Consider the following 26,557-nt stretch of genomic DNA (forward strand, 5'->3'; position numbering starts at 1 on the left):
ACTCCACTGTTAAACTAATTTAATAGTGGGGTTTTACTTTTATTATACACTAATAAAACAATTCATTAACCTCGGTTTTAACACATAACTACGGTTACAAAAACATAAAGCACAGTAACAAAACAACTTAACACTTCTCTCGTTATTAAATTAATTCAATTTATATGACATTCAAAAACATGGATTTAGTAACACATTCCTAATATTAACTTATTAAAACCACAAAACTAGTTACTTAAATTGTATATCTTAATTGTTAACCAACTCGATTCATGATTACAAAAAAAATTAGCCTGTCATTTATTAGCTTATTACTCTACTCTGGGTTCATTCAAGCTCAGGATACTTCAAACTCGGTATTTATTAACGAACTACAAATTAACACCTCTGGTCTGGATTGGGAATTTATAGAACTACAAGGAATTCCTGGTACTGACTTATCATCATTTAGTATTTTAAGTATTGAAAGTGACAGTGGCAATAGTGCAGGAACTATTGACCAAGTAATTAGCCTTAATGGTCAAAGCATACCCGAAGACGGTTTTTGGGTAGCTATGAGTCCTGCTGCTGCAAGTGAATATGGAGTAACTGGCGATATGACTATTGATAATAATAGCTTTGAAAACAGTACTACTAGCTTTTTATTAGTCAGTGATTTTACAGGTCTTATTAATGACGACCTTGACAATGACAATGATGGAGTGCTTGATATTACTCCATGGAATAGTATTTTGGATAGTATTACTCTAAAAGATAATGGAGCAAACGATGTTGCCTATTCAAATACTGTACTTGGCCCATCTGGAAACTTTTTGCCATCTGGAGCTTTTAGGAATCCAGATGCACCTAACGGAAATTTTAGCACTACTTTTTTAAATTTTGCATTATCCGATGGAACACCCGGAAAAAGCAATACAGGCACCCCCACAGATCCCTCAACTCCAATAGGAACTATCCCTATAACTGCAATTCACAATATTCAGGGCAATGGAAGTAGCAGCCCTATGGAAAATAAAGTGGTCACTATTGAAGGGATTGTGGTTGGTGATTTTCAAGAAAATACCGTGAATGGTTTTTATGTACAAGAGGAAGATACAGATGCCGATACGAATGAAAACACTTCTGAAGGAATTTTTATTTTTTCTAGAAACAGCGATGTAAAGGTCTCTGTTGGAGACAAAGTAAAAGTTATTGGAAAAGTCAGTGAATTTTTTGAGCAAACGCAATTAAATGAAATTTCATCAATCGAAATTTTAGGTAAATCGGATGCCCTACCTACTATTACCACTGTAAAATTACCTGTCGCAAGCCCCACTTTTCTAGAACGTTATGAGGGTATGTATGTTAGCTTTACTCAAGACTTATTTGTAACTAATACCTTTCTTTTAGGAAGAGGAAATGAATTAACCTTATCAAGCGGATCATTTTTATTACAGCCTACTCAAATTGCTTTTCCGGGTATCGAAGCGACAAAACAATTAGAAGCAAATCAACTCAATCAAATTATTATTGATGATGCTAACCGAAGTAATAATTTAAGTCCCGTTATTTTCCCAGCCCCACAGCTTACATTTGACAATGAAATTAGAGCTGGATACAAAACCTCGGATGTTAAAGGAATTTTAACTTATAATGATGCTGGTTTTGAACTTGGAGGAAATTCCACCGCTGCTTACCGTGTATATGTTACCGAAATCCCTAATTTCAATTCGGCTACCAATCCGCGTACATCAAAACCTTCCGATGTGGGAGGCTCTTTAAAAGTAGCTAGCTTTAATGTATTAAACTATTTTAATGGTGATGGCTTAGGCGGTGGATTCCCATCATCGCGAGGCGCGGATACGCCTGCTAATTTTAAAAGACAGCGTGATAAAATTATTAGTGCTATTGCTGCAATTGATGCCGATATTGTTGGTTTAATTGAAATTGAAAATGACGGTTATGGAAACGAAAGTGCTATACAAGATTTAGTCAATGGCTTAAATGACAAAATAGGATCTAATGACTATAGCATTGTGAATCCTGGTGTTGCCCAAATTGGTACCGATGAAATTACTACAGGTTTCATCTACAAAAACACCACAGTTAGCTTACAAGGAGCTGCGGCTATTTTAGATGCGAGTATAAATCCAAAATTTAACGATAGAAAAAACAGGCCTTCATTAGCACAAACTTTTAAAGAGTTGGCCACCGATGGTTTAGTTACCATATCGGTAAATCATTTAAAATCAAAGGGATCTAATTGTGATGCCGAAGGTGATCCGAATACAGGTGATGGACAAGGAAATTGTAATTTAACGCGCAAAGCGGCAGCACAAGCCATAGCCGATTGGCTTGCCACTGATCCAACTTCTAGCGGAAGCGATAATTTTGTAATTATTGGAGATTTAAATGCTTATGCAAAAGAAGACCCTATTGTTGCCCTTGAAAATGCTGGCTACACCAACTTAGTGAGTACTACTTTTGGAAATGAAAGACACGGGTATCAATTTGGATCTCAATTTGGTACGCTCGATTACGCCATGGCCAATGATGCTTTATTACCCAATATTACAGGAGCTGATATCTGGAATATCAATGCCGATGAACCTGTATCATTTGATTACACCACACGCTTTAAATCTGAAGATCAACTCACCTCATTTTACAGCGACTCCCCTTTCCGTTCGTCTGATCATGATCCTGTAATTTTTGGTCTTGATTTAAGTGACAATACGTTATCAACTCCAAAAAACACTGCTAGTAACATAGCCAATGTTAGATTATTCCCTAATCCAATGAGTAGCGAATTAAATATAGTTTCTAATACTTTTAGTGGACCAACTGAAATTCATATGTACAACCTTGCTGGAAAAAAACTACTATCACAAAGTGTTGACTTTAAAAATACTACAACTAACCAGCTTAACGTATCTGAGTTAGCATCGGGTGTTTACTTGCTTTTAATTACAAACACTACACAATCGCACTACCAATTAATTACAAAGCAATAAAATACATTTTTTTTAAAACCTCGTTAGACTTTTAGTTTAACGAGGTTTTACATATTGCATCATTTATCGTTTAAAATTACAGTAACTAATTATAGTATTCTTGTTCTAAATTTTTAAATGGCAACAGTTACTTTTTCTTTCAAAAAACCAATCCACAACACACCTCCTTTTTTGTAATTACCTAACTCAAAACACTTCAACCAATTACTACTAATTTCTGCACCTAAACTTAGATTTTTTCTCATATTTAAAGCCTAATGTTTTTTCCTTACATTAATTATTCTGTAAGAAAAAAGAGTTTTTAGTAAGTTATTAGAAATTAAAGCGACCTTCATTTTAATTATTTACATTTTTTTAACTGAAACTCACACAAATAGATTACTAACTTTTAAAATCATAAAAATGAAAACATTAAACATTTTAACCAGCCGTAATGTAAAATTATTGGCAAGTCTTTTTGTAGGCTCACTAATGAGCTTTAACGCATTCGCATCAACAAATGAAGTTGCAATTGACGAAAATATTGCCGCTGTAAACAACTTTAATCCAGACAGACAATACACCATAAGAAATGTAGGGAATGATCAATTGGCTTCTACTGCATTTAATTCAAGATTTATTTTTAGTAGTCTTGTATACGCAAACAATCCAGTTATTGGAGAAGGGCAAGGTTTTCAAGTAAGAACGGCTCCAACAAGACCTCAAAGAATTTTGGATTTTCAAAAATGGCGCTTTGTAAACCTTGGAAACAATATTGTACAAATTATAAATATTCGTTCTGGAAGAGCTGTGGATGTTGCCAATGCTAATGCAACACCAACACAACAATCAATAAATGCTATTGACCGTGGTCAACAATGGAGAGTTAGCAGAGTAGGTAGAGGCGTAAGCTTTAGAAATGTACTTACAAACAGAGTATTATCGGCTAGCGGTAATGATCTTGTACAAGCAAATGCTTCTAGATTTAACAGAAACCAACAATGGAATGTTAGTATCACAGAATCATCTGCTCCTGCTGAGTTAGATGCAGTAGTTTTAAATCTAAGTTTTTCACCAAATCCTGCTAACAACGTTTTAAATGTTGTGGTTGATAGTCCTGTTAATGATGCTAATGCATTTATTCAAATTAGACAAAGAGGATTCCAAAATATTAGAAATTTCCCAATCAACTTAAGAAGAGGAAGAAATGAATTGACTATTGATGTAAGCTACTTACCAGTTGAATTCCATACAATAGCACTTAATACACAAGGAGCAGTTAGAAAAGCATTTACTTTTGCTGTAGCTCGATAACAATTAAATTGTAAAACCCTTAACTCAATTACTAAGGGTTTTATCCCTGTGAGAAAGAAAATAAAAAATGTAGTATTGATAATTAAATCCAAGATTTATTAAAATCTTGGATTTTTTTATGCTCCTAAGTTTGTACAAGATTACCTGTAGTAAATATTTTAAGAATAGAAAAGAGTATGCATTTCAATAAAACTGTTGTACTTAATTTAGTTAAATTTGCTGCATAATTTATTCTTTTATGTACAGAAGTCACACTTGCGGAAATTTAACTTCCGCCGATATTAATAAAACAGTCACTCTTTCTGGTTGGGTTCAAAAAACTAGAGATAAAGGTTTCATGATTTGGGTCGATTTAAGAGATCGTTATGGGATTACACAATTAATTTTTGACACCGAACGTACTCCAGCAGCAGTTATTGAATTGGCAAAAACCCTAGGGCGCGAATTTGTAATTCAAGTTACAGGAACAGTTATTGAGCGTGAATCCAAAAACCCTAACTTACCCACTGGTGACATAGAGGTATTGGTTACTGACTTGCAATTATTAAATGCTTCAAAATTACCTCCATTTACTATTGAAGATGACACAGATGGTGGCGAGGATATCCGAATGAAATATCGCTACCTAGATATTCGTCGTAACCCAGTTAAGAATAGCTTAATTTTTAGGAGTAAAGTAGCTAATGAGGTTCGTAATTATTTAGCAGAACAAGAATTTATTGAGGTAGAAACACCTTATTTAATAAAATCAACTCCCGAAGGAGCGCGTGATTTTGTAGTGCCTTCGCGTATGAATGAAGGGGAGTTTTACGCCCTACCACAATCACCACAAACTTTTAAGCAATTGCTTATGGTAGGTGGAATGGATAAATATTTTCAAATTGTAAAATGTTTCCGTGACGAGGATTTACGTGCCGATCGCCAGCCCGAATTTACTCAAATTGACTGTGAAATGGCTTTTGTTGAGCAAGAAGACATTTTAAACATATTTGAAGGTCTAACAAAACACCTATTAAAAAAATTACACAATTTTGATATTGAAAACTTTCCACGTATGACCTTTGATCATGCCATGAAAACTTATGGTAATGACAAACCAGATATTCGTTTTGGAATGGAATTTGGCGAATTAAATACGGTAGCACAACATAAGGATTTCAAGGTATTTAATAGCGCCGAATTAGTCGTTGGTATTGCTGTCCCTGGAGGTGCCAGTTATACACGTAAAGAAATTGACAAATTAATTGATTGGGTAAAGCGCCCACAAGTTGGTGCTTTGGGAATGGTGTATGTAAAATGTAACGAAGATAGCACATTCAAATCATCAGTTGATAAATTTTATGATCAAGATGATTTAGCCAAATGGGCTGAAGCTACTGGTGCCAAAGCTGGTGATTTAATTTGTGTACTTTCTGGCAACACTAATAAAGTACGTGCACAACTTAGCGCTTTACGTATGGAATTAGCAGAACGTTTAGGCTTACGTAAAACTAATGAATTTGCTCCATTATGGGTTATTGACTTCCCATTATTGGAATTGGATGAAGAAACAGGTCACTACCATGCCATGCATCACCCGTTTACCTCTCCTAAACCTGGTCAACTAGAGTTATTGGACACTGATCCTGGAGCTGTAAAAGCCAATGCTTATGATTTAGTATTGAATGGTAATGAAATTGGAGGTGGTTCCATTCGTATACACGATAAGGAAACACAAGCTATTATGTTTAAACATTTAGGCTTTACGCCAGAAGAAGCCGAAGCGCAATTTGGCTTTTTAATGGATGCTTTCCAATACGGTGCACCTCCACATGGTGGCTTAGCCTTTGGACTAGATAGGTTAGTTGCTATACTAGGTGGACAAGAAACGATTCGTGATTTTATTGCCTTCCCTAAAAATAACAGTGGCCGAGATGTTATGATTGATGCCCCTGCTGCTTTGGATAAAGAACAATTAAATGAATTGAGTATTGCTTTGAATATTCAAGAGAAAGCATAAGCTACTATGGAAAAACTAATCTTAGTCTTTCTTTTTCTTACTTCCTCAATTGGGTGTGCTCAATTTAATAGTGATATCCTTTATTTTATTGATGGAGATTCTATTGAGGGATTTGTAGAAATTAAAAAGAATAAGATCAAATTTAGTTTGTCTAAAGAAGCGCCCGCTGAAACTTGGGATTATTTAAGTGTTGAAAAAGTTAAAATTTGCAGTTTTAACCACTGTAATTCTTTTGAATATGTTCAATTAAAAAAAGGGGCTAAACCCATTTTAATTGAATTAAAAGAAAAAATTGGAGGCATTTCCTATTACCAGAGAGAAAAACGTATTTTGAAACCAATTGATACTGATTCAAATTCGGATTTTGTGAATATCGCCGACTTAACTAATGTGGATATTAAAATAATTGAGTATTTAAAAAAAGAAGGCCAATTATACCCAACTTGTGTTGACTGTGGTGTTCTTAAAAATTGGAAACGCTTTATGCTTAAGTATTTTTCGGATTGTGAATTTATTCAAAACGAAATTAAAGCCGATAATTTAAAGGAACACCAAATCATTGAAATTCTCGATTTTTATAACGACACTGATTTTTGTCCTTAACGCAATTCGGTTAACACTTATATTATTCATAACATACTTCTAAATCACATATTAAAAAGAGCCTTATAAACTAATTAAAGTGCATAAGGCTCTTTGTTTTCAATATTACTATTTTTTAACGCTTATATAAACTTCTTAAGGCTTTTTTATCTTCTCCTGTAAGGTTATACTTTCCTCTATAACATGTAGTCATTATAGAATTTTTAAAATTACCGTCTTTTGAAGTCCCTGGTATGTGCCAAGGAAAACCATCTATCGCATTTTGATCTCTTCTAGCCCTATTGCCTTTTGGACAACTAGAACCTGTTCTAAAATCAGAATGTACAATTCCTACTGAATGCATTATTTCATGCAGTAAAGTACCTCTAAATGTATTATTCCCAATATTTTTTCTAATTTGAATTCTTTTCTGAGGATTTCCATTTTTTGGACGATAAGCTGTTCCTAAAAACTCAAGTCCTCTAACTGCTTTAACTAACAATTGATTTCGACCATTCACGGCTTCTGGTTCAAAAAAGTCTCTCCCATTAAGTCTTATTTTTTTTGACTTTAGTTTCCTTGCTTTAAATTTTATTTTTAAATTCAAGCTATTAATACTGTTAATTGCCTGCTTTAAAATATTAAATTGTTTGTTGCTAAAATTTTCTGCAACTAATTCCAGATTGCGCACTCCTTTTTTAGGAGTCGAAAGTATTCCTCGAAACCTATAAGCCTTTGCTTCAATTTCATCTGTTGGCGGATTTTCAATTTCGGAAAGATGATCTTCCGGTATAATCAGATCGCCATCAATCCATGCTTTAGTGATGCTTCCATCTGGATTTTTTTGGTCATAACTTTCTACCGTATTGGGATTAACCCCAATAGCCCACATTTTTTTTGCTGTAACTGCATCAATTCCATTACTCGCTGTTATTTCAGACTCCTCTGACGAATTTCCTGCTGCATTTTCTACTGCTTCTTTTTGACATGATAATAAAACAGCACTAATTAATACACTCGTTGTGATTAACTTTAAATTTTTCATAATTATTTTTTTTAGCTATTTCCTTATTCCCCCTTTTCAAAACATAAAAAATCCTAGTTATAGCAAAATCAAACCATATGAATAAAAACTAGAATACAATACGCTTTGTTAAAAACAAGCAATAAAGAAACACCTCGTTAGTGTCTATAAAACATGTTAAATTAGATTTACCCTAGTCTAAAAAATTGTGTGCTATTTTTATTAAGATATCATTTGTACTATTTTAAATCTCAAAAAAAACTCCTGTAGGATTTAAATAAATCCTACAGGAGTTTTTTGATAACTGCATAAAAAGCAAACAACTAATTCAGACTGACCCGTTTTATTAATATTGCACTCTAAATTAAGCTTTACAGTCCGTAGAAGTAAAAAAAATGAATGACTATTCAAAATACTTTAACTATGAAATTAACCTTATTACATAACCTCCCTAACTTTTTATACTTAGGATAACTTCTTACATAAAAAAATAAGGCAACAAATTAAATTTGCTACCTTATTGTTCTTACTTATTGTAATATTTGTGTGAAATTGTCACATTTTTTTAAACCAAACTTTATTCTTGTTTCGCTTTTGTTTCTAATTCTTTACCAAACCTACGAGTGTATAGTCCCGAATTAATTTCTTTGGCTTTTTTAATCATAGGTGGATAAGGAATATCTGTAGTGGATACAAATCCTACATTGTAATTTTCACCATCATGCGCCCTACCTGTTAAAGGTGAATCCAGGTATTGAAACCAATGACAACCTACTAAGTAAGGATTATCAATCACAGAATTTGCATAGTCTTCCCACATTAGTGCTCTATCATTTTGATCCTTTGCATGTATTAAACCAGAATGCAACAATCCAGAATCGGGTGCTCCCATATGGTATTCACCAATTAAGGTTGGCATATCCACTTCTTCCAAAAACTCCCAATATTTTTTCCCAATACCTTCCTTATAATAATTGTAACTAAATACATCAACAAATTTAGCGGCAGACTTACGTACTTCGGGCGTTACACCCCAAACAGCAAAACGACAACCTAAATACATATGATTGGGCATTTTCTTTTCTAAGGCATCATGTACCACTTGGAAATACTTTGTAGCAAAAGCTTCTAACAATACTGAAAAATCAGCAATCATTTTTTCTCCAAAAACTTTTCCTTTTTTATAATCAACTCCTTTTTCTAAAGCTTCCCATGATTCGATATTTGTTTCCCAAGCCGTATTTAAACTAGCAATAGTTTTATGTTTTTTACGCAATATTTTCATAAACTCCTGCTTTAGGTAGCTATTTTTATCTTTTGATAAACCATCCAACACTAAACCATAATGTGTTCGGTGTGAACTTGGCGACCCCCAGCTTCTTTCATTATCAACAAACACTCCAATACACCATGGGTTGTTTTTAACTTCTTTAGATACTACATCAATAGACTTTTTTGCTCTTCGTTCAAATTCCGGATCAAAAGGGTCTGGCATTGGTCCCCAATAATCTACACCAGAATATACTTTTTGGAAATCTCCTATAATCCAACCATTAGCAAAATAAGGCAAATTATTTCTATCATAAAATGCTGGATCTATCCAATTTCCAAAAGAAGTGAACCCCCAATTACGCATTCTATTCTCAGTTACCTCCAACCATTTATCATTAAAAGAATTCGGATACTGCTCTCCGTATCTTCGTTCCAAATTAGCGCGATAAAAACTAAATGTTTCCCCATGCTTCACTGGTCCAAAATGAGACTCTCTCCTATAGCTATAATGATTAGCTAAAGGATCATCATAGGATGGCAAACCAATAAACATATCATTACGTAATTTATTAGAAACAAACCCAGTTTTTCGAATAGCATTAGGTATAGCTACAATCCCCTTAGAATCCTCGGGTGTTACATCCTCTGGATCTCGGTGTTTAATACTATCATCGGTATAATCAATTCCTGTAAATGTAGTAGAGTTTGCCATACGCACATTTGCCAATCCTATGGAAAAAAATAGGTTTCCTTCTGGATCGACTAACGCCCATTTTCCATTTACTTTTTCTTTACGGAAAAAACCTGTAGCTTTTAATTTTGGCCCATTTTTCCATCCTCCATATTGACTTCGGTCTGGCATTAAGGTGTATTCTGCCAAAGACTTCAACTCTTCATCCGCAATACGCTTTAGCTCCTCATCTGAAGATACTTTAATAGGAAAGTCCATTTTTGCATTTTGACCATATTTATCCACAATTCCTTTTAAAAAATTTGGATCACGATCAGGGCTTTCCATAATGCGAATATTATCTAAAAGTATCTTTTTATCATGTAATCCTTGTTCTTTATAAATTTCTATTGAAGCTACCTTAGTATAACTAGTTTTATACAACAGTCCACTAACTTTCATTTGTATGGCATCAGTTTTCCAAGCTTTAGGAGTATCTCGAAGTCCACTAGCCACATCTTGCTCTTGTACTGTAAATTCAAGGTAATACGATTTTAAGGCATCGGGATGAATATTTACTATTTTTCTAATCGTATTCCCCTTTTCATTAGCCATTCGAACAGCAATAAAAGTCGATTTACCTCCTAAACTTTTCGCATCAAAAACCAAACTATATTTTTTATTTGGATCTAATGTTAGTGAATCATTGGGTTTTATTTTTATGCCCGAAATTTTTTCATCCTTATAAAAACTAAGCTCCATTGCTTTACTAGCTCCATTGGGTACTATAGTATATTCGGATTTTACTTTTTCAATGCCATTTCCTGTAGCTGCGGATTCAAAATCATAAAGCATAACTTCTGAATTTGATTCCCAAACCTTGGCTATTTCTTGCTTAGGGGCTTCTTTTTTACCTGAACAAAAAGTAAATAAATTGACTCCAACCAATGCTATTGAGTAGCCAATAAAAATACTTCTCTTTCTCAACTTGTTTGCTTTCATAATTTTTTAAAAAAATTTATATAATTACAATAGTTCCCTAATAAAACAAGGAAACAACTAAAATAACGAAGGAGCTAATTTAAAAGGAATAAAACAACTTATAATTATTTATTTTCTTAATTATTTTATAATAACTAAATAATTTAAATATTTTTTACCGACAACATTAAAGTATTTTACAAAAAAGACTAAATTTATTAATGCGCCATTGAGAAATGGCAACATTAACTAATACGATTTACTGATAAGAATTTCGCATAAAATCGTATAATTAAACAACGAATAGTACCTATCGCCTCAACTTAATTCATTCTCAAAAAATACAAAGGAAAATCTTTGGTTTTAATTTCTTTAAACACCTCAAAACCAAAACGCTTGTACATTTTTAAATTTTCATCGGTAGTGGTTTCAATAATCACAGGCAATTCATTATCCGAATAATAATCAATCAATTGCTTAATTAAGCGCACTCCTATTCCAAAACCACGTACTTCATTTTTGGCCCCCATAATTACAGGATGAATATAGGGATCCTTAATATGATGCTTTTTTAATGTAGCTTGCCTTTTTAACACCTTATATACCCCACCTAAACCAATACATTTAAATGCTAACTTTACCTGCCATAATATATAATTTAGTGTCAATTTTTGTTTGTGCGGATACTTCAATAAAATACACGCATTTTTATTATCCGATAATAACACTTCGCCAAAAGCCATACAATCATCAAATAAATATTCCATGAGCACTCTAATGCGTTCACTACGCTTAGCATCTTGTTTAACAATAAAATTGATTGAATTAGGGTCATGAATAGGCTCAAAAGCAGAATGTAGAATAGCTACTATATGTTTTTTATCTGAATATGTCGCTTTGATCATTGGGGCAAATCTTGCTTTATTAATTTTTAAAATGTTGTTTTGACTCTTTTTCACTAAAAAATCAAACACGCCTCAAAAAAAGCTTCAATTATACAGCTTTTCTTTAAAAAAATAACATTCTAACACCTGTTTGTATGAAAATACAACAAAAAACTAAGGCCTTTCGGTGAAACCAGCTACAATTACTTTAAATTTGCGCTATTCTTTACAAGAATAAACTAATTTATGGCGAAAAAAAAGTACATCACCAGATTCTTAAAATGGAGGTATCGTCATATATCAGATAAAAATTTAATCTTTATTTTAAGTATTCTTGTTGGTTTTTTAGCGGGCTTGGTATCGGTGTTTCTTAAAAATTTTACGCACTTTATACATTCATTTGTTGAACGTGATGATTTATTTTTAGGGCAATCAGTTTATTTTATTTTACCTATTGCTGGACTACTCATTGTATTTGCATTAAACAAATACGTATTCAATAGATTCCCTAGGCATTCTGTACCAACAATTTTACATGCGCTTTCGCGAAGAAATGGTATTATTAAACGAGTGAAAATTTGGTACCCTCTAATTATAGCACCAATTACCGTAGGTTTTGGTGGTTCTGTTGGTTTATTAGGTCCCGCCATTTTATCGGGTGCTACCATAAGTTCCAATTTAAGCACCCTATTCCATATTGACAGTAAAACACGCACCCTACTTTTTGGATGTACCGCTGCCGCGGCTATTGCAGCCGTTTTTAACTCGCCCATTGCCGGAATTATTTTTGCTGTAGAAGTATTAAGCTTAGACCTTACTTTGACTTCATTACTCCCACTTTTACTGGCGTCACTTTCGGGAGTACTAACCTCCTATTTATTTTTAGGTGATCAAGTATTATTTCGTTTCAACGTTTCCGAAACTTTTAAAATCGTAGACCTCCCTTTTTACATTTTATTAGGCATAGGTACCGCCTTTGCTTCGGTATACTTTACAAAAATGTACTTTGGTATTTTTAAGTTATTCAATAAACTAAGCAATAAATTTCACCGATTTATGATTAGCGTAACCGCAATAGGAATACTCCTGTATTTTATCCCTCCTTTATATGGTGAAGGTTTTAGTTTTATTAATAATTTACTGACCAATAACCATCTAGCTGCCCTAGGTAAAACACCTTTTGACAATCATATTACTAGTGTTTGGGTGGTTATCGCCTTACTTTTTGGCATCACCGTTTTTAAAGCCATTGCCATGACCTCAACATTAGCAGCTGGTGGCGCTGGCGGAATTATAATTCCCACCTTGGTTATGGGAAGCGCCTTAGGCACTATAGTTGCCAAACTTATAAATCATTTAGGGATTGGCTTTCATGTTTCCGAAAGCAACTTTACCCTAGTAGGCATGGCTGGTCTTATTGCAGGAGTACTGCATGCCCCACTTACCGCAATTTTCTTAATAGCAGAAATTAGTGGGGGTTATGAACTTTTTGTTCCCTTAATGGTCACCGTAACTATATCATTTATTATTACCAAACGTTTTATTGAGCATTCTATTTACACACAAGAACTTGCCGAAAAAGGACAACTCATCACTCATAATAAAGATGAAATGGTATTGTTGTTAATGAAATTAGATCCTATTATTGAAACTAACTTTATATGCATTAAACCCGACGAAACCTTAGGGGATTTGGTACACAATGCCGTGGCAAAATCAACCCGAAATATTTTCCCCGTTGTGGATAATGAAACTAAATTATTAGGAATGGTACTATTGGACGATATCCGAAATATTATGTTTGATCAAAGTTACTACGATAATACCACGGTTCAAATGCTTATGAAACAAGTGCCCGAAATTATCACATACGAAACCGACAACATGAAATCTGTAATGAAAAAATTTCAAGATACTGGCGCCTGGAATTTACCCGTAATTAAAGAGGGTATGTATTACGGTTTTATCTCAAAATCCAAATTATTAACCGCTTATCGCCGAAAGTTGATTAGTTTTACAAGGTAATAGTTTAAAATAATGAAATACATAGTTCGCATATTAGTTACAGCTGAAATTATTGGATTAATTACAGGTTCTTATTTACTTAATACGGGTAATGAAGTATTAGGTAATAAAGTTATTGGATTTAGTGCGCTAGGCCTGGCTTTTATTGTTATGCCAGCATTTATTATTTATCGATTTAGTAAAAGTGATAAGAGTAAATCTATTTTTTCGCCTACAGAACAAAATGAAGAATTAGAAGATGTAATTAAAGGAAACAAGACTATCGATTAATTTTGCGATGATGGACGTGGCGGCGCGATTATTACTTTTAACAGTCCCAAAGCCAGTAGCGATGGTATTCTTAAATCAAAAAGTGTATGTAGCTCAAGTATCATTTCGGGGACAAAACATCAAAAAAACTTTTGCTTTACGTTAATTTAAGAAAACTAAAAAAGCATCATAAAAAATAACTTATGATGCTTTTATTTATAGTTCAATTACTACGATCATTCTTTTACCAAACTAAATATTTTTTTTGAAGATTCGTTTTCCAATGTAACAGTTACAATATAAAAACCACTAGGTAATGATGCTATTGAAATAGGTGTAGCTCCTTTGACCTTTGTAGATAATAAGTTTATCCCACTCAAATTACTTATGCTAACTAAACTAGTTAAGTTATCAATTCCTGAAAAGCTAATATATGAAGAAGCTGGATTAGGAAACATCGTGATCTCTTTATTGTCCACATCAAGACTAGCTACCGATAAAGTCGTAGCTACAATAGTTATTGGAGATACTGAAACCGTTTTTTGTTCCCCTTTACTATTTGTGAATTGCGCTAGTAAAAAATAAAATTCATTATTAGTTAAATCCGCACTAGGAGTTAACCCACTTAAAGGAATCGCTACCGATGACACCCCAGATTCGGTTCCTATAACTCCCTGATCGGTCACTACAATATCACTTATAACATTAAAGTCTTTATCTAAATGACGTAAAAAATAACGTACTCCTTGATCTGGAGTAGCCACTATGGTATTGCCCGTACCAGCATGATAATTAACTGACACATCCATATTTCCATTTACACTATAAGCGGTATTCGTATATATATCACGATCATCAAATGTAATACTTGCCGCAGTAAACCTCGCCACGGTAATAGTAGCTTCATCTTTAATTAATGAATCTGATGTTAATGCCGCAGTAATAATAGCGGTACCATCGGCTATTGCACTTACCAATCCATTTGTATTTACAGTTGCTACGGCTTCATCACTACTTGTCCAAGTCAATGCTTTGTCATCTGCATCGGCTGGTAATACCATAGCATTTAGTGTACTCGTATTTCCTTCAACAACAGTAACAGCTTCCACATCCAATACAACCTCATTAGCACTAATTGGAACAAAAGCCACTACATTTACTGTGGCAGTGCCAACAACACTAGTATCAAGCGTACTTGTTGCATTAATAGTCGTAGTACCCCCTTCTAAAATACCTGTTACTATACCATTTTGATCTACTGTAGCTACCGTTTCATCATCAGATGACCATATCACATCTCTATTTGCAAATATAGGAGTAACGCTTAAATCGGCTATACTTGTTGCTCCTGCCCTTACCTCAATTACATTTGGCGTAACTTCGATACTAGTAGGATTTATCTCATCGGTATTAAAAATTTGGTTTACTGCTTCATTAGTAAATGTAGCCTCTTCTCCATTTCGCCAGCGTACAGTTATAGTATCAATTGTTGTCGCATTTCCCAATCCAAAATGTACTATATTTAGTAAACTTTGTGAAAACACAGCTCCGCCAGAAGCGACTCTTTTGTACTGTGTCCCATTGGTTGTCGTAACGCTAACCTCAGCCGATATAGGATCTATATTTGATACTGGAGAATACCCCACCTTAACTGTAGCAAAATTTCCACTATTCGTATTTTCATTTCGATACAAATACCAGCTTCCAAATTCATCATCTCCATTTAAAATATCTACATCACCATCATTATCAAAATCGAAGGCTTGTCCCATATCTCCATGAGAAATTGTACCTCTACTATTTGCATCATGATTAGTAGACACTTCAAAACCGTTTCCGGTATTTAACAAAAGATAGTCTGATCTTCTACTTCTTATATAGGCATATCTATGTACCAATAGATCTTGCAAACCATCATTATTAAAATCACCTGTAATAGCTCCAGTATGTGTACCTCCTTTTGGGATATTCCAAGCTTCGGAAACATCTACCAACCCACCTCCGGTTGAAATGTCGTTTCTTAATAAAACATCTTGTATATTTCTATTACCTAAAGCTGGAGTTGTTCCAACAAGTTCGGCTACTCCCGCTAACGAAAAAGTAAGATTGAAAAATATATCTCCATTTCTTACGGTTTCAAATTTCCAATTATCATTTCCTAAATAACCAATGTAAATACCATTTTCGGTACGATCCACATCATCTGGAAAACCAGCTGCATTGGATTGACTAATTACTAACTGTCTTCCCGGATCGTCTGCTGCTAAAACATCATTTTCAATGGTTTCAACAGTATTTCTAGCTTTAGCACTTCCTAAAAAAATTGGATATTCCCCCGCAAATCCACCTTTACGCAATACATCAAAATCATAAAAACGCAAATCTCCATCGGCTTTAAAATCTATGGTTAATGTACCATCACTCCCCGAAGTTCGAGCATCTAAAATGGTAGTTTCTGGTTCAAAATCTAAAGAATTTCGATCGGCAATAGCGAATACGCCTAAACCTCCGGCAATGTATAAATCAAGATCGCCATCATTATCAATATCTAAATGTGTTGCTGCAAGGTTATTAAATCTATTGCGAATTTGACCTACAAATGGACTTGAAGCTGGTAACCAGTCTGCGGACATATCCGTAAATGAATAATCCCCGTTTCCTTTCCAAACTGTTAAAGGACCTATCATTAGTACATCGTCAATATGATCATTGTTTAAATCAGTAATCAACACTCTTTCTGCAGTAGCGTCTTCCAAACCTGGTACTGCTATAGGTGTAAATCTTGGTGATGCCTGGTCGCCATTATTTACATAAAATACATGACGCGTCGTATTAGGGTCTAAAGGTGTCGCATTAAAAAAGGCTAAATCTAAATCACCATCTAAATCAAAATCTACCCACCTAGGTGAACGTCCTCTTCCCAGTAAAGTAACCCCAATTTCCTCCGCAGAACTTTCTGTATAACTACCCTTGTTATTTGTATAAATAATTGGCGGAGTTGGATTTGCTCCATTTCCTCCTCCATTTGCTATAGCAATATCTAAATCTCCGTCATTATCATAATCTGCCGCTGCAGATCCGTGTAAATCATGTAATATAAACTGAGACAATTCCTGACTTCTTGTTACCGTTCCATCTCCATTATTCAAATACAGCACATTAGGTGCAAATTCATGTGCATTGTGATTATTTAATATAAAATCATAATCCCCATCATTATCAACATCTGCTATTGATGGCCCTCCATATTTAATACTATCTGGCTCATTCAAACCTGTATCATTATTGGCATTAACAAATGTCGGAAAATCAATTGCTACTGTATCTTCAATAGTAATACTGTTTAATGTAACATCATTACTTCTTACAAAAATATCAATAGAAGTATTTCCACTAGCAGGAAAGTTTACAATGAAATTGAGACTTTGCGGAATTCCCGAAGTGATATCAACATGATCAATTAAAATGCTATTCCCAACGGACATTCCAAAATTGGCATAGGGTCCATCTGCATCTACTTCAATAGTTACCTTTTTTAACAAACTCCCCGAAACAGCATAATCCAATGTAAAAGGAGTCATTATTCCTATTGCAACTGGAGCATTTAATAACCCGGAATCTCCTCCTGAATTTCCGTCTGTATCTGGATCATCCACCAAAAAATCAGACTGAATCTGACTAAGTGTTACGGCGGGTGTCTCATCTGTGGTTAGTTGCGTAAACCAAGTAGCTGTTTCTTCATCTGTAAGCACACCTCCTCCAAAAAATCCCCAACCCAATTGTGTAATATTGAATTCCATAGTCTCGGCTGTAGCTGTAAAAGGATTTCTTGCAAAACCAGCAAACTGTCCGTTTGTTGAATTTCTTAACTGATTAAATAATCTATAATTTTCACCGACTACTAAGTCTGTAAGTCGAACTACAAAATCAGTAGTTGATACTATTTGACTTGGTGGCATTGTAGTTCCTATAGCATCTGAATCTACAGTAGTTGGCACTGAAGTATGCATTGCTACTTGAGCCGCACTTATCATACAGTTGAGTGTGGTCAATAATAAAATAATTTTTTTCATATACATATTTAGCTTTGGGTAAAAGTATATTACTAAATCGTTTTCGCATTGTACAAAATACTTTATTTTTAATACAAATGTTTAATATTATACTATTGCTATTTTAACAAAATGAAAGTAACTCTCTAAATATAAGAATAATACTACTTTAAACAAGAAAAATTAAAAAAAAAATTAATTTCATCTATATTTTATAGCTTAACATCAAATAATTAACGATTTAAACTCCCAAGTTAAATTATAAAGAGCCTAAAAAAAAGTCATCAATTTACAAATTGATGACTTTTATATAGTTATTGTTTTTTTTCTAAATCAATTACAATATATAAAGTACACCCAATATACCTACACCTCCTAAAACAATAGTGTATGGCAATGCCATTTTAACCATTTTACCATAGGACAACCCAATTAATGGTGCAAGAGCTGAAGTTAATAAGAATAAGAACGCTGCTTGTCCATTTGGTGTAGCAACACTTGGTAAATTTGTCCCAGTATTAATAGCAATAGCTAATTTTTCAAACTGTTCTCTACCAATAACACCATTATCAAAAGCTTGTTTTACTTCACCTATATAAACAGTTGCCACAAATACATTATCACTAATCATTGATAATATTCCGTTGGCTAAATAAAACATTGAAGGTTGTTGAGAAGGCTCCAAAGTTAATGCCCAATCAATAATTGGCTTAAACAAATGTTGATCATGGATCATGGCAACTACTACAAAAAATACGACTAATAGCCCTGTAAATGGAAGTGCTTCTTCAAAAGCTTTTCCTAATTGATGTTCTTCGATAATTCCTGTAAAAGCAGTCTGGAAAATAATAAGTGCTAGCCCAATAAATCCTACTGGAGCCACATGCGTTGCCAGACCAATAATTAACAATATGGCAGCTACAGCTTGAACTTTTAATGCAAATTTTTGATTTGGTGTTCTTTTTTTATCTTCTTCAACCGTATAATTCTCAATAATTCTTCGTGCTACATCTGGTAGTTGATCTCCAAAACCAAAGCTTTTAGTCACCTCCAAAATAATAGTTGTTAAAATACCGCAAAACAGAACAGGAACGGTAATAGGCGCCATTCTTAAAAAGAATTCAATAAAATCCCATCCCATTTTTTCACCAATCAATAAGTTTTGAGGCTCACCTACAAGTGTACATACACCTCCAAGAGCTGTACCAACAACCCCGTGCATAATCAAGCTTCGTAAAAACCCTCTAAATTGTTCTAAAGTTTCACCACTTAACTCCTTACGATCTACTACTCCATCCTCATCGTAGTCCGAATCTACTTTTGAATGTATTTTATGATATACCCCATAAAAACCTACAGCAACACTAATTAATACTGCCGTTACTGTTAACGCATCTAAAAATGCTGAAAGTACCGCTGATAAAAACACAAATAGCACTGACAATACAATTTTGGAACGTATTTTAGTAAACACTTTACTAAATATGTACATCAATAACGGTTTCATAAAATAAATACCCGCCACCATAAACACCAATAACAATACGACTTCTAAATTTTGAGCCACTTCATGGTACGCATTATGTGGTGTAGTCAAATTCAATACCAAAATCTGTATAGCTAATAAACCTCCTGATTGTAGTGGATAGCAATTTAATGCCATTGCAAGTGTAAAAATAAATTCGCCAATAAAAAGCCAAGACACTATTACATGAGCTGTATGCACATCCATAAACATAGGAAGCATAAAATACAATACCATATTAAGTATTAAAAAGCCAAGCATGGTAAACTTAAACCACTTTGGGCTATTACCTAGGAAATTTTGTAACATCAGTTTTTATTTAAGTTAGATCACAAATATATGGAGGCTGTTACTATAAAAAAATAGCTGATGTATATTTATCATTTTTATAATATAAATTATCCATTTAAATACACTCCGAAATACTAGATTATGGTTTAAAAATGTTCCCCGATGAATGATCTCTTTTTGCTCCCGTCACACTAGCTAACACATTTACTTTATTTGTCAACTTTAATACCCCCAACAAGCCAAAAATTAAAGCCTCTTTATATTCTACCAACTGAGGATTCGGTATCACAATATTGGCCGATGTATATTTTTTTATCTGGTTTACTAAAAAGGTATTGTACACTCCACCACCGGTGATCAATACTTTTGTTTCACTTGCGTTAGAAGCTATATCGAGTGATTTTCCAACACATTGAGCAATATGTTCCGTAAACGTACGCAATACATCCTGCGGTGCTAAATGATGCGATTCTAGTAAAGGAAAAACTATAGTATTCACCCATTCAATACCCAATGATTTTGGAGGTGCTATTTCATAAAAAGGTAATTGATTTAAAGCTTTCAATAAGCTTTCATGCACTTTTCCAGATTTTGCCAAATTCCCTTCGGCATCATAAGCTTGACCTAATTTTAAGGCATAAGCATTAAGTACCACATTTACAGGGCAAATATCATAAGCGATCATTTTTCCTTTTTTCTCAAAAGAAATATTTGCAAAACCACCAAAATTGATACAATAATCATAATCAGCAAACAGTAACTTATCCCCAATAGGTACCAACGGAGCCCCTTGCCCACCAAGTGCCACATCTGCAACTCTAAAATCACAAACTACTTTTTTTTGTAATAGTATTACCAATTCTGGCAAATTTCCTATCTGTAGTGTAAATCCATGATGAGGTTGATGTAAAATGGTATGACCATGACTACAAATCGCATCTATTTCTGTTACGTTATATTCATTAATAAACTGATCAATCACCGATGCCAAATACAAGGTATACTCCCTATTAAGTACCTCCAATTCCTTAGAAGTTAAACTCGCCGCTCCGCGTAATCGATCCTCCCAGGATTTGGAATACCCATAAGTTTTACAAACTCCTAACTCAAAATGCCAATTATTAGTAGTTTCCGAAAAAGTAATTTCGGCCACATCAATACCATCCAATGAGGTTCCCGACATTACTCCTATAACATGCATTGCTTTCATTTTTTAAAAATACATTTTTGAAACAACTTTTCCGTAACTTTAGAATTATTCATATATTATGCATGCATAATAAAAAATAGTACTTCCTATGAATTTCGAATTAACAGAAGAACATCTAATGATACGTGATGCAGCCCGAAATTTTGCTCAACAAGAACTTGAGGCTGATGTTATTGAAAGAGATACACAACAAATTTTTCCTACAGCACAAGTTAAAAAAATGGGCGAATTAGGCTTTATGGGAATGATGAATGATCCCAAGTATGGCGGTGGCGGAATGGATACCCTGTCCTATGTAATTGCCTTAGAAGAACTTTCTAAAATTGACGCCTCGGCTTCGGTCATTATGTCCGTTAACAATTCACTGGTTTGCTGGGGTCTAGATGAATATGGCACACATGAACAAAAAGAAAAATACTTAACACCACTTGTAACTGGTGAAAAGCTGGGTGCTTTTGCACTTTCTGAACCCGAAGCTGGTAGTGATGCTACTTCACAAAAAACAACTGCCATTGAAAAAGAAGATCATTACCTTTTAAATGGGACCAAAAATTGGATTACTAATGGCGGTAGTGCCGATTATTATTTGGTTATTGCACAAACCCATCCAGATTTGAAGCATAAAGGCATTAATGTATTTATTGTAGAAAAAGGTTGGGAAGGCTTTGAAATTGGCCCAAAAGAAGACAAACTTGGTATTCGAAGTAGTGACACCCACTCACTTATTTTTAACGATGTCAAAGTTCCTAAGGAGAACCGCATTGCGGAGGATGGTTTTGGATTTAAATTTGCCATGAAAACCCTTTCGGGAGGAAGAATCGGAATTGCTGCACAAGCACTCGGCATTGCACAAGGTGCATATGAAAAAGCCCTTGCGTATTCCAAAATTAGAAAAGCCTTTGGTACAGAAATATGTAACCACCAAGCCATTGCTTTTAAATTAGCCGATATGTATACCCAAATCGAAGGAGCTCGTATGTTAGTGTACAAATCTGCCATAGATAAGGACAACGAATTGGATTATGACTTATCAAGTGCTGTTGCAAAATTAGTCGCCTCCCAAGCTGCAATGGATGTAACCATCGAAGCCGTACAAATACACGGAGGTAACGGGTATGTAAAAGAATACCATGTAGAACGTTTAATGCGAGATGCTAAAATCACACAGATTTACGAAGGTACTAGCGAAATACAAAAAATTGTAATTTCAAGAAAAATTCTTAATGATTAAATATTTAAAAAAATAATAAGCCACTTTTAAAATATGGAAATCGCTTTATTGCCTCAGTGGCTTATTAAACATATTTCTAGAAATAGAAACATGCAAAATGACTGGAACATTTTAATCAGCACAATACTCCTTCTTTTACTATTTATAATTTTAAAAAGTGAGCTCATTTCTCTTTTAAATAACATTCCTCATTTTTGCCTTTTTGACAAACTAATAGGAATGCAATGTCCTTTTTGTGGTACTACTCGGGCTTTTTGTGCTATTTCTGAAGGCTCATTTAATCAAGCCATTACTTTTAACACCTCCAGTATTATTCTTTTTATTTATTTTTTTATTCAAATACCCTTACGAATTGCCTCATTAACCCAACAATCATCAAATATTCTTTACCATAAATTATCTACATATTTTGGGAGAGGTATTTTAATATTTATTTTATTAAATTGGATTTTCAATTTAAACTAACTTAAAAATAAAACTATGGCACAATTATCTTGTCCTAAATGTGAAAATCTAACAAAAAGAGGAGGCTTCAGAGCTTGGCAAATTATTGTGGCTATTTGCTTTTTCCCAGTAGGCCTTTTAGCTCTTTTAGCGGACAGAAGCCCAACACAATGTAATAAATGTGGTCATACTTGGCAAGCCTAATAAAAAACTTAATTATGACTTCAGACGAACTACACCAACTCAAATTCCCTGTTGGGGAATTTACTGCTCCTGCGTACATGCCTTCTAGCTTAATAGCTACTTGGATTGATGTGATTGCAGAATTTCCAACCGCAGTTAAAGAAGTAACACAGCATTTAAACAGCACCCAAAAAAACTGGAAATACAGACCCGATGGTTGGTGTATAAAACAAGTGGTTCATCATTGTGCCGACAGCCATATGAATGCTTTTATTCGGTTCAAATTAAGCCTTACCGAAGACACACCAAAAATTAGACCCTATTTTGAAGACAAATGGGCACTGCTCATCGACTCACAAGACGATCATTTAGAAAATTCCATCTTACTCCTCACGGGACTTCATAATAAATGGGTACAATTACTTAAAAGTCTCCAACATTCCGATTATGAAAAACAATTTATGCATCCCGAACATGGCACTCATTTTAGATTAGATGAAACCATAGGCACCTATGCTTGGCATTGCCAACACCATTTAGCGCATATAAAATTGGCTTTAGAAGCGGAAGGGAAATATGATTAACACACTACAACGGCACCGCCGTTGTATGTTTAATTTCGCCCATTACAAAAGTACTATGCGCACTCCCTACATTATTGACTGAACCTAAACCATTTAGCACAAAATCTTGGTAATGCTTCATATCTTTTACTAGAATTTTTAGTAAAAAATCATAGTCTCCCGAAATGTTATAGCATTCCGTTACCTCTTTTATTGCTTTTATATCCTGTACAAAAGCATTCCCAATTTCTTTGGTGTGTTGCGAGAGTTTAATGTTGCAAAACACCGTTAAACCCTTATCTAATTTATCGGCATCTAAAATAGCTACATATTGTTTTATATATCCCGATTGTTCTAACCTTTTTACCCGTTCAAAAACGGGTGTCGATGATAAATTCACCTTATTTGCTAGCTCTTTTGTAGTCAAATTTGAGTTGTGCTGTAATAATTTTAACAATTTAACATCAATTGCATCAACCTCTTTTGTAGAAAATTTTTCTTTCATCACTATGTCTTATCATTTTAAAAAGATAGTATACCTATAAAAATAATCATAAATAGTTATTTAATCCATAATTATTCCGAATAATAGATAATATAATTTTCATTCTCAACTTTGCAAAGGATAAAGCACCTGGAAACAAGCTACGAGCTATCTCAACAAAATTGAACGTTAATTTCAAGCTAAGCCTAGGAGGAATAAACCCTTTGGTGACGCCAATAAAAACCAGCAACATGAAAACAAATATCTTAGGCTTTCCAAGAATTGGAGGACACAGAGAATTAAAAAAATCCCTTGAAAAATACTGGAAAAAAAACAGTTCTTACAATGAGCTACAACAAACAGCTAAACTAATAAGGCAAGAAAACTGGAAATTTCAACAAGAACTAGGCGTTGATTTAATTCCATCAAATGACTTTTCATATTATGACCAAGTTTTAGATGCCTCTTTGGCCTATGGTTGTATCCCGGAGCGGTATACCGAATTAAAAAATAATGGCACCACTTCTGATTTATATTTTGCTATGGCACGAGGTATTCAGACCGACAAGTATGACATTACCGCTATGGAAATGACTAAATGGTTTGACACAAACTATCATTACATTGTACCCGAATTTTCAAAAGACCAAAATTTTGAATTATTTTCCAGTAAAGCTGTTGACGAATTTAAAGAAGCTAAAGCACTAGGGATTCTAACTAAACCTGTATTAATCTCGCCAGTTACTTATCTTTTAATTGGAAAAGAAAAAGAAGCAGGTTTTGATCGTATTGACTTATTAGATAAGCTACTCCCCGTTTTTTTTCAGCAATTAGTACAACTAGTTGTTGCTGGAGCAGAATACATTCAATTAGACGAACCTTGTTTGTCACTGGACTTAAACGCTAAAGAAAAAGCTGCGATTACAAAGACTTATAAAAAAATAGCAGCCGAATTTCCAAGCTTAAAAATCATACTAACTAATTATTTTGGCTGCTATGGTGATCATTTAGCTACAGCATTACAACTACCTGTTCATGCACTCCATATTGACTTATCACGTTGTCCGGAGCAATTAGACACAATTTTAAATGCTAAATTTTATAACCAAAAGCAGATTCTTTCTCTTGGAATTGTTGACGGACGCAATATTTGGAAAAATGATTTTGAAGTTTCATTAATTCAATTAGGAAAAGTCTTAAAAAAACTTCCAAAAGAAAATATCTGGATTTCAACCTCATGCTCATTATTACACAGTCCTATTGATCTCAATTTAGAAACAAATGAACAAACTCTTCCAAAAGAGGTGAAACAATGGTTAGCTTTCGCGAAACAAAAAGTGAAAGAAGTCTGTCTTTTAAAAAAGCTATTAAATGGCGATGTATCCGATGCATTACTTGAAAAAGTAGCGGCTAATAAACTAGCCAATCAAAACCGAAAGACTTCAACACTTATACACCACAATCCCACTAAAAAAAGAGTCGCTCAACTTACCAAAAATGATAGCCAACGTGCTGCTACATTTACATCGCGACAACTAGTACAACAAAAAGCACTTAATTTACCATTATTCCCAACTACAACCATAGGCTCGTTTCCACAAACAAAGGAAGTACGCAAATGGCGTTCACAATTTAAGAAGAATGAAATTTCACAAGCTGTATATGATCAATATATTGCAGATGAAACCGAAGAAACTATTCGTTTTCAAGAATCGACAGGAATCGATGTATTAGTTCATGGGGAATTTGAACGTAATGATATGGTTGAATATTTTGGCGAAAAGTTGGAAGGTTTTGCGTTTTCAAGCTATGGCTGGGTACAAAGTTATGGGAGCCGATGTGTAAAACCCCCAATTATTTATGGTGATGTATATCGTTCTGCACCTATGACTGTAAAATGGTCCACGTATGCCCAATCGCTTACTCAAAAACCTGTAAAAGGAATGCTAACAGGTCCTGTTACCATTTTGCAATGGTCATTTGTACGTAACGATCAACCACGTGCTACTACTTGTCAGCAAATTGCATTTGCCATTAGGGATGAGGTGGTTGACTTAGAAAAAGCAGGCTTACAAATTATTCAAATAGACGAACCCGCTATTCGAGAAGGCTTACCGCTCAGAAAAGCCGCATGGGAGACTTATTTAAATTGGGCTATTGAAAGCTTTAGAATTTCGGCAAGTGGTGTTAAAAATGACACTCAAATTCACACACACATGTGTTATTCCGAATTTAATGACATTATTGAACATATTGCCGCTATGGATGCCGATGTAATTACTATTGAAACATCTAGGTCCAAAATGGAATTGCTAGATGCTTTTGTCAATTTTAAATATCCTAATGAAATTGGTCCTGGTGTATATGATATTCACTCGCCTAGAGTTCCTGGAACCGATGAAATAGCACACCTATTAACCAAAGCAAACGATGTACTCCCTACTCGTAATATTTGGGTAAATCCAGATTGTGGTTTAAAAACAAGAGATTGGCCCGAAACCAAATCAGCACTAATCAACTTAGTCAATGCAGCCAAAAAAATGAGAGCAAAAGTTAGTGTTGAAGCTTAATCTTTTAGTTGACAGTTCTCGGTTGTGAGTTG

At 34.2% G+C, this 26,557-nt stretch carries 19 protein-coding genes; 11 read left to right on the plus strand and 8 right to left on the minus strand.

What is annotated here, in order from left to right:
• Positions 1–272 precede the first annotated feature (272 nt).
• A complete protein-coding gene (locus KQA_RS0200765) occupies positions 273–2,993 on the plus strand; it encodes an ExeM/NucH family extracellular endonuclease (RefSeq protein ID WP_010177256.1) in 2,721 nt (906 codons plus the stop codon).
• Between the two features lie 113 nt (positions 2,994–3,106).
• Here the strand turns inward: KQA_RS0200765 and KQA_RS20875 are convergent, their stop codons facing one another.
• Positions 3,107–3,238 carry a hypothetical protein gene (locus KQA_RS20875; protein ID WP_262482114.1) on the minus strand — a complete coding sequence of 44 codons (132 nt, stop codon included), beginning with the start codon at positions 3,236–3,238 and terminating at the stop codon, positions 3,107–3,109.
• 157 nt (positions 3,239–3,395) lie between these two features.
• On the opposite strand from KQA_RS20875, the gene KQA_RS0200775 reads away from it, so the two are divergent.
• From KQA_RS0200775 to KQA_RS0200785, 3 genes are all read left to right on the plus strand, one after another.
• Positions 3,396–4,286, plus strand: a complete 891-nt coding sequence (locus KQA_RS0200775; RefSeq protein ID WP_010177257.1) for an RICIN domain-containing protein — start codon at positions 3,396–3,398, stop codon at positions 4,284–4,286.
• A 238-nt stretch (positions 4,287–4,524) separates the two neighbouring features.
• Positions 4,525–6,285 (plus strand): aspartate--tRNA ligase, encoded by a 1,761-nt coding sequence (gene aspS, locus KQA_RS0200780; protein WP_010177258.1) that lies wholly within the window; start codon positions 4,525–4,527, stop codon positions 6,283–6,285.
• Positions 6,286–6,291: 6 nt separating this feature from the next.
• Positions 6,292–6,888, plus strand: a complete 597-nt coding sequence (locus KQA_RS0200785) for a hypothetical protein (RefSeq protein WP_010177259.1) — start codon at positions 6,292–6,294, stop codon at positions 6,886–6,888.
• A gap of 115 nt (positions 6,889–7,003) precedes the next feature.
• Here the strand turns inward: KQA_RS0200785 and KQA_RS0200790 are convergent, their stop codons facing one another.
• From KQA_RS0200790 to KQA_RS0200800, 3 genes are all read right to left on the minus strand, one after another.
• Positions 7,004–7,912: a M57 family metalloprotease gene (locus tag KQA_RS0200790; protein ID WP_010177260.1), complete on the minus strand. Its 909-nt coding sequence runs from the start codon at positions 7,910–7,912 to the stop codon at positions 7,004–7,006.
• A 556-nt stretch (positions 7,913–8,468) separates the two neighbouring features.
• Positions 8,469–10,835: a hypothetical protein gene (locus KQA_RS0200795; protein WP_010177261.1), complete on the minus strand. Its 2,367-nt coding sequence runs from the start codon at positions 10,833–10,835 to the stop codon at positions 8,469–8,471.
• Between the two features lie 302 nt (positions 10,836–11,137).
• Positions 11,138–11,719 carry a GNAT family N-acetyltransferase gene (locus KQA_RS0200800; RefSeq protein WP_029209394.1) on the minus strand — a complete coding sequence of 194 codons (582 nt, stop codon included), beginning with the start codon at positions 11,717–11,719 and terminating at the stop codon, positions 11,138–11,140.
• Between the two features lie 225 nt (positions 11,720–11,944).
• Here KQA_RS0200800 and KQA_RS0200805 point away from each other — a divergent pair, with 225 nt between their 5' ends.
• Both KQA_RS0200805 and KQA_RS0200810 read left to right on the plus strand, forming a co-directional pair.
• A complete protein-coding gene (locus KQA_RS0200805; RefSeq protein ID WP_010177263.1) occupies positions 11,945–13,723 on the plus strand; it encodes a chloride channel protein in 1,779 nt (592 codons plus the stop codon).
• A 12-nt stretch (positions 13,724–13,735) separates the two neighbouring features.
• On the plus strand, positions 13,736–13,993 hold the full coding sequence (locus KQA_RS0200810) for a hypothetical protein (RefSeq protein WP_010177264.1): 258 nt from the start codon (positions 13,736–13,738) through the stop codon (positions 13,991–13,993).
• Between the two features lie 215 nt (positions 13,994–14,208).
• On the opposite strand, the gene KQA_RS0200820 is transcribed toward KQA_RS0200810, so the two are convergent.
• The 3 genes from KQA_RS0200820 to KQA_RS0200830 all read right to left on the minus strand — a co-directional run bounded on the left by KQA_RS0200820 (position 14,209) and on the right by KQA_RS0200830 (position 21,050).
• Positions 14,209–18,045 (minus strand): FG-GAP-like repeat-containing protein, encoded by a 3,837-nt coding sequence (locus KQA_RS0200820; protein WP_010177265.1) that lies wholly within the window; start codon positions 18,043–18,045, stop codon positions 14,209–14,211.
• Between the two features lie 316 nt (positions 18,046–18,361).
• Positions 18,362–19,858 (minus strand): sodium/proton antiporter NhaB, encoded by a 1,497-nt coding sequence (gene nhaB / locus KQA_RS0200825; protein ID WP_010177266.1) that lies wholly within the window; start codon positions 19,856–19,858, stop codon positions 18,362–18,364.
• 121 nt (positions 19,859–19,979) lie between these two features.
• Complete coding sequence (locus KQA_RS0200830; protein WP_010177267.1) at positions 19,980–21,050, minus strand: anhydro-N-acetylmuramic acid kinase; 1,071 nt, start codon at positions 21,048–21,050, stop codon at positions 19,980–19,982.
• Positions 21,051–21,138: 88 nt separating this feature from the next.
• Between KQA_RS0200830 and KQA_RS0200835 the strand changes: the two genes are divergently transcribed.
• From KQA_RS0200835 to KQA_RS0200850, 4 genes are all read left to right on the plus strand, one after another.
• Complete coding sequence (locus tag KQA_RS0200835) at positions 21,139–22,281, plus strand: acyl-CoA dehydrogenase (protein WP_010177268.1); 1,143 nt, start codon at positions 21,139–21,141, stop codon at positions 22,279–22,281.
• 90 nt (positions 22,282–22,371) lie between these two features.
• On the plus strand, positions 22,372–22,746 hold the full coding sequence (locus KQA_RS20970) for a DUF2752 domain-containing protein (protein WP_394330912.1): 375 nt from the start codon (positions 22,372–22,374) through the stop codon (positions 22,744–22,746).
• 15 nt (positions 22,747–22,761) lie between these two features.
• Positions 22,762–22,929, plus strand: a complete 168-nt coding sequence (locus tag KQA_RS19760) for a DUF2367 domain-containing protein (RefSeq protein ID WP_081483219.1) — start codon at positions 22,762–22,764, stop codon at positions 22,927–22,929.
• A 14-nt stretch (positions 22,930–22,943) separates the two neighbouring features.
• Positions 22,944–23,492 carry a YfiT family bacillithiol transferase gene (locus tag KQA_RS0200850; RefSeq protein ID WP_010177270.1) on the plus strand — a complete coding sequence of 183 codons (549 nt, stop codon included), beginning with the start codon at positions 22,944–22,946 and terminating at the stop codon, positions 23,490–23,492.
• A 4-nt stretch (positions 23,493–23,496) separates the two neighbouring features.
• Here the strand turns inward: KQA_RS0200850 and KQA_RS0200855 are convergent, their stop codons facing one another.
• Entirely contained in the window at positions 23,497–23,976 is a 480-nt protein-coding gene (locus KQA_RS0200855; RefSeq protein WP_010177271.1) for an Lrp/AsnC family transcriptional regulator, read from the minus strand.
• A gap of 230 nt (positions 23,977–24,206) precedes the next feature.
• Here KQA_RS0200855 and metE point away from each other — a divergent pair, with 230 nt between their 5' ends.
• The gene (metE, locus tag KQA_RS0200860) at positions 24,207–26,525 is read left to right on the plus strand and encodes a 5-methyltetrahydropteroyltriglutamate--homocysteine S-methyltransferase (protein WP_010177272.1); all 2,319 of its coding nucleotides are present in this window, start codon (positions 24,207–24,209) and stop codon (positions 26,523–26,525) included.
• Positions 26,526–26,557: the final 32 nt, after the last annotated feature.

Source organism: Aquimarina agarilytica ZC1, from assembly GCF_000255455.1.
Classification (GTDB): Bacteria; Bacteroidota; Bacteroidia; order Flavobacteriales; family Flavobacteriaceae; genus Aquimarina; species Aquimarina agarilytica.

Coding starts and splice junctions, on each gene's coding strand:
- KQA_RS0200775 (WP_010177257.1), top strand. CDS start 3,396: ATGAAAACATTAAACATTTTAACCAGCCGTAATGTAAAATTATTGGCA.
- KQA_RS0200820 (WP_010177265.1), bottom strand. CDS start 18,045: ATGAAAAAAATTATTTTATTATTGACCACACTCAACTGTATGATAAGT.
- KQA_RS0200800 (WP_029209394.1), bottom strand. CDS start 11,719: ATGATCAAAGCGACATATTCAGATAAAAAACATATAGTAGCTATTCTA.
- KQA_RS0200785 (WP_010177259.1), top strand. CDS start 6,292: ATGGAAAAACTAATCTTAGTCTTTCTTTTTCTTACTTCCTCAATTGGG.
- KQA_RS0200855 (WP_010177271.1), bottom strand. CDS start 23,976: ATGAAAGAAAAATTTTCTACAAAAGAGGTTGATGCAATTGATGTTAAA.
- KQA_RS0200765 (WP_010177256.1), top strand. CDS start 273: ATGATTACAAAAAAAATTAGCCTGTCATTTATTAGCTTATTACTCTAC.
- nhaB (WP_010177266.1), bottom strand. CDS start 19,858: ATGTTACAAAATTTCCTAGGTAATAGCCCAAAGTGGTTTAAGTTTACC.
- KQA_RS20875 (WP_262482114.1), bottom strand. CDS start 3,238: ATGAGAAAAAATCTAAGTTTAGGTGCAGAAATTAGTAGTAATTGGTTG.
- KQA_RS0200810 (WP_010177264.1), top strand. CDS start 13,736: ATGAAATACATAGTTCGCATATTAGTTACAGCTGAAATTATTGGATTA.
- KQA_RS20970 (WP_394330912.1), top strand. CDS start 22,372: ATGCAAAATGACTGGAACATTTTAATCAGCACAATACTCCTTCTTTTA.
- aspS (WP_010177258.1), top strand. CDS start 4,525: ATGTACAGAAGTCACACTTGCGGAAATTTAACTTCCGCCGATATTAAT.
- KQA_RS0200795 (WP_010177261.1), bottom strand. CDS start 10,835: ATGAAAGCAAACAAGTTGAGAAAGAGAAGTATTTTTATTGGCTACTCA.
- KQA_RS0200805 (WP_010177263.1), top strand. CDS start 11,945: ATGGCGAAAAAAAAGTACATCACCAGATTCTTAAAATGGAGGTATCGT.
- KQA_RS0200790 (WP_010177260.1), bottom strand. CDS start 7,912: ATGAAAAATTTAAAGTTAATCACAACGAGTGTATTAATTAGTGCTGTT.
- metE (WP_010177272.1), top strand. CDS start 24,207: ATGAAAACAAATATCTTAGGCTTTCCAAGAATTGGAGGACACAGAGAA.
- KQA_RS0200850 (WP_010177270.1), top strand. CDS start 22,944: ATGACTTCAGACGAACTACACCAACTCAAATTCCCTGTTGGGGAATTT.
- KQA_RS0200830 (WP_010177267.1), bottom strand. CDS start 21,050: ATGAAAGCAATGCATGTTATAGGAGTAATGTCGGGAACCTCATTGGAT.
- KQA_RS0200835 (WP_010177268.1), top strand. CDS start 21,139: ATGAATTTCGAATTAACAGAAGAACATCTAATGATACGTGATGCAGCC.
- KQA_RS19760 (WP_081483219.1), top strand. CDS start 22,762: ATGGCACAATTATCTTGTCCTAAATGTGAAAATCTAACAAAAAGAGGA.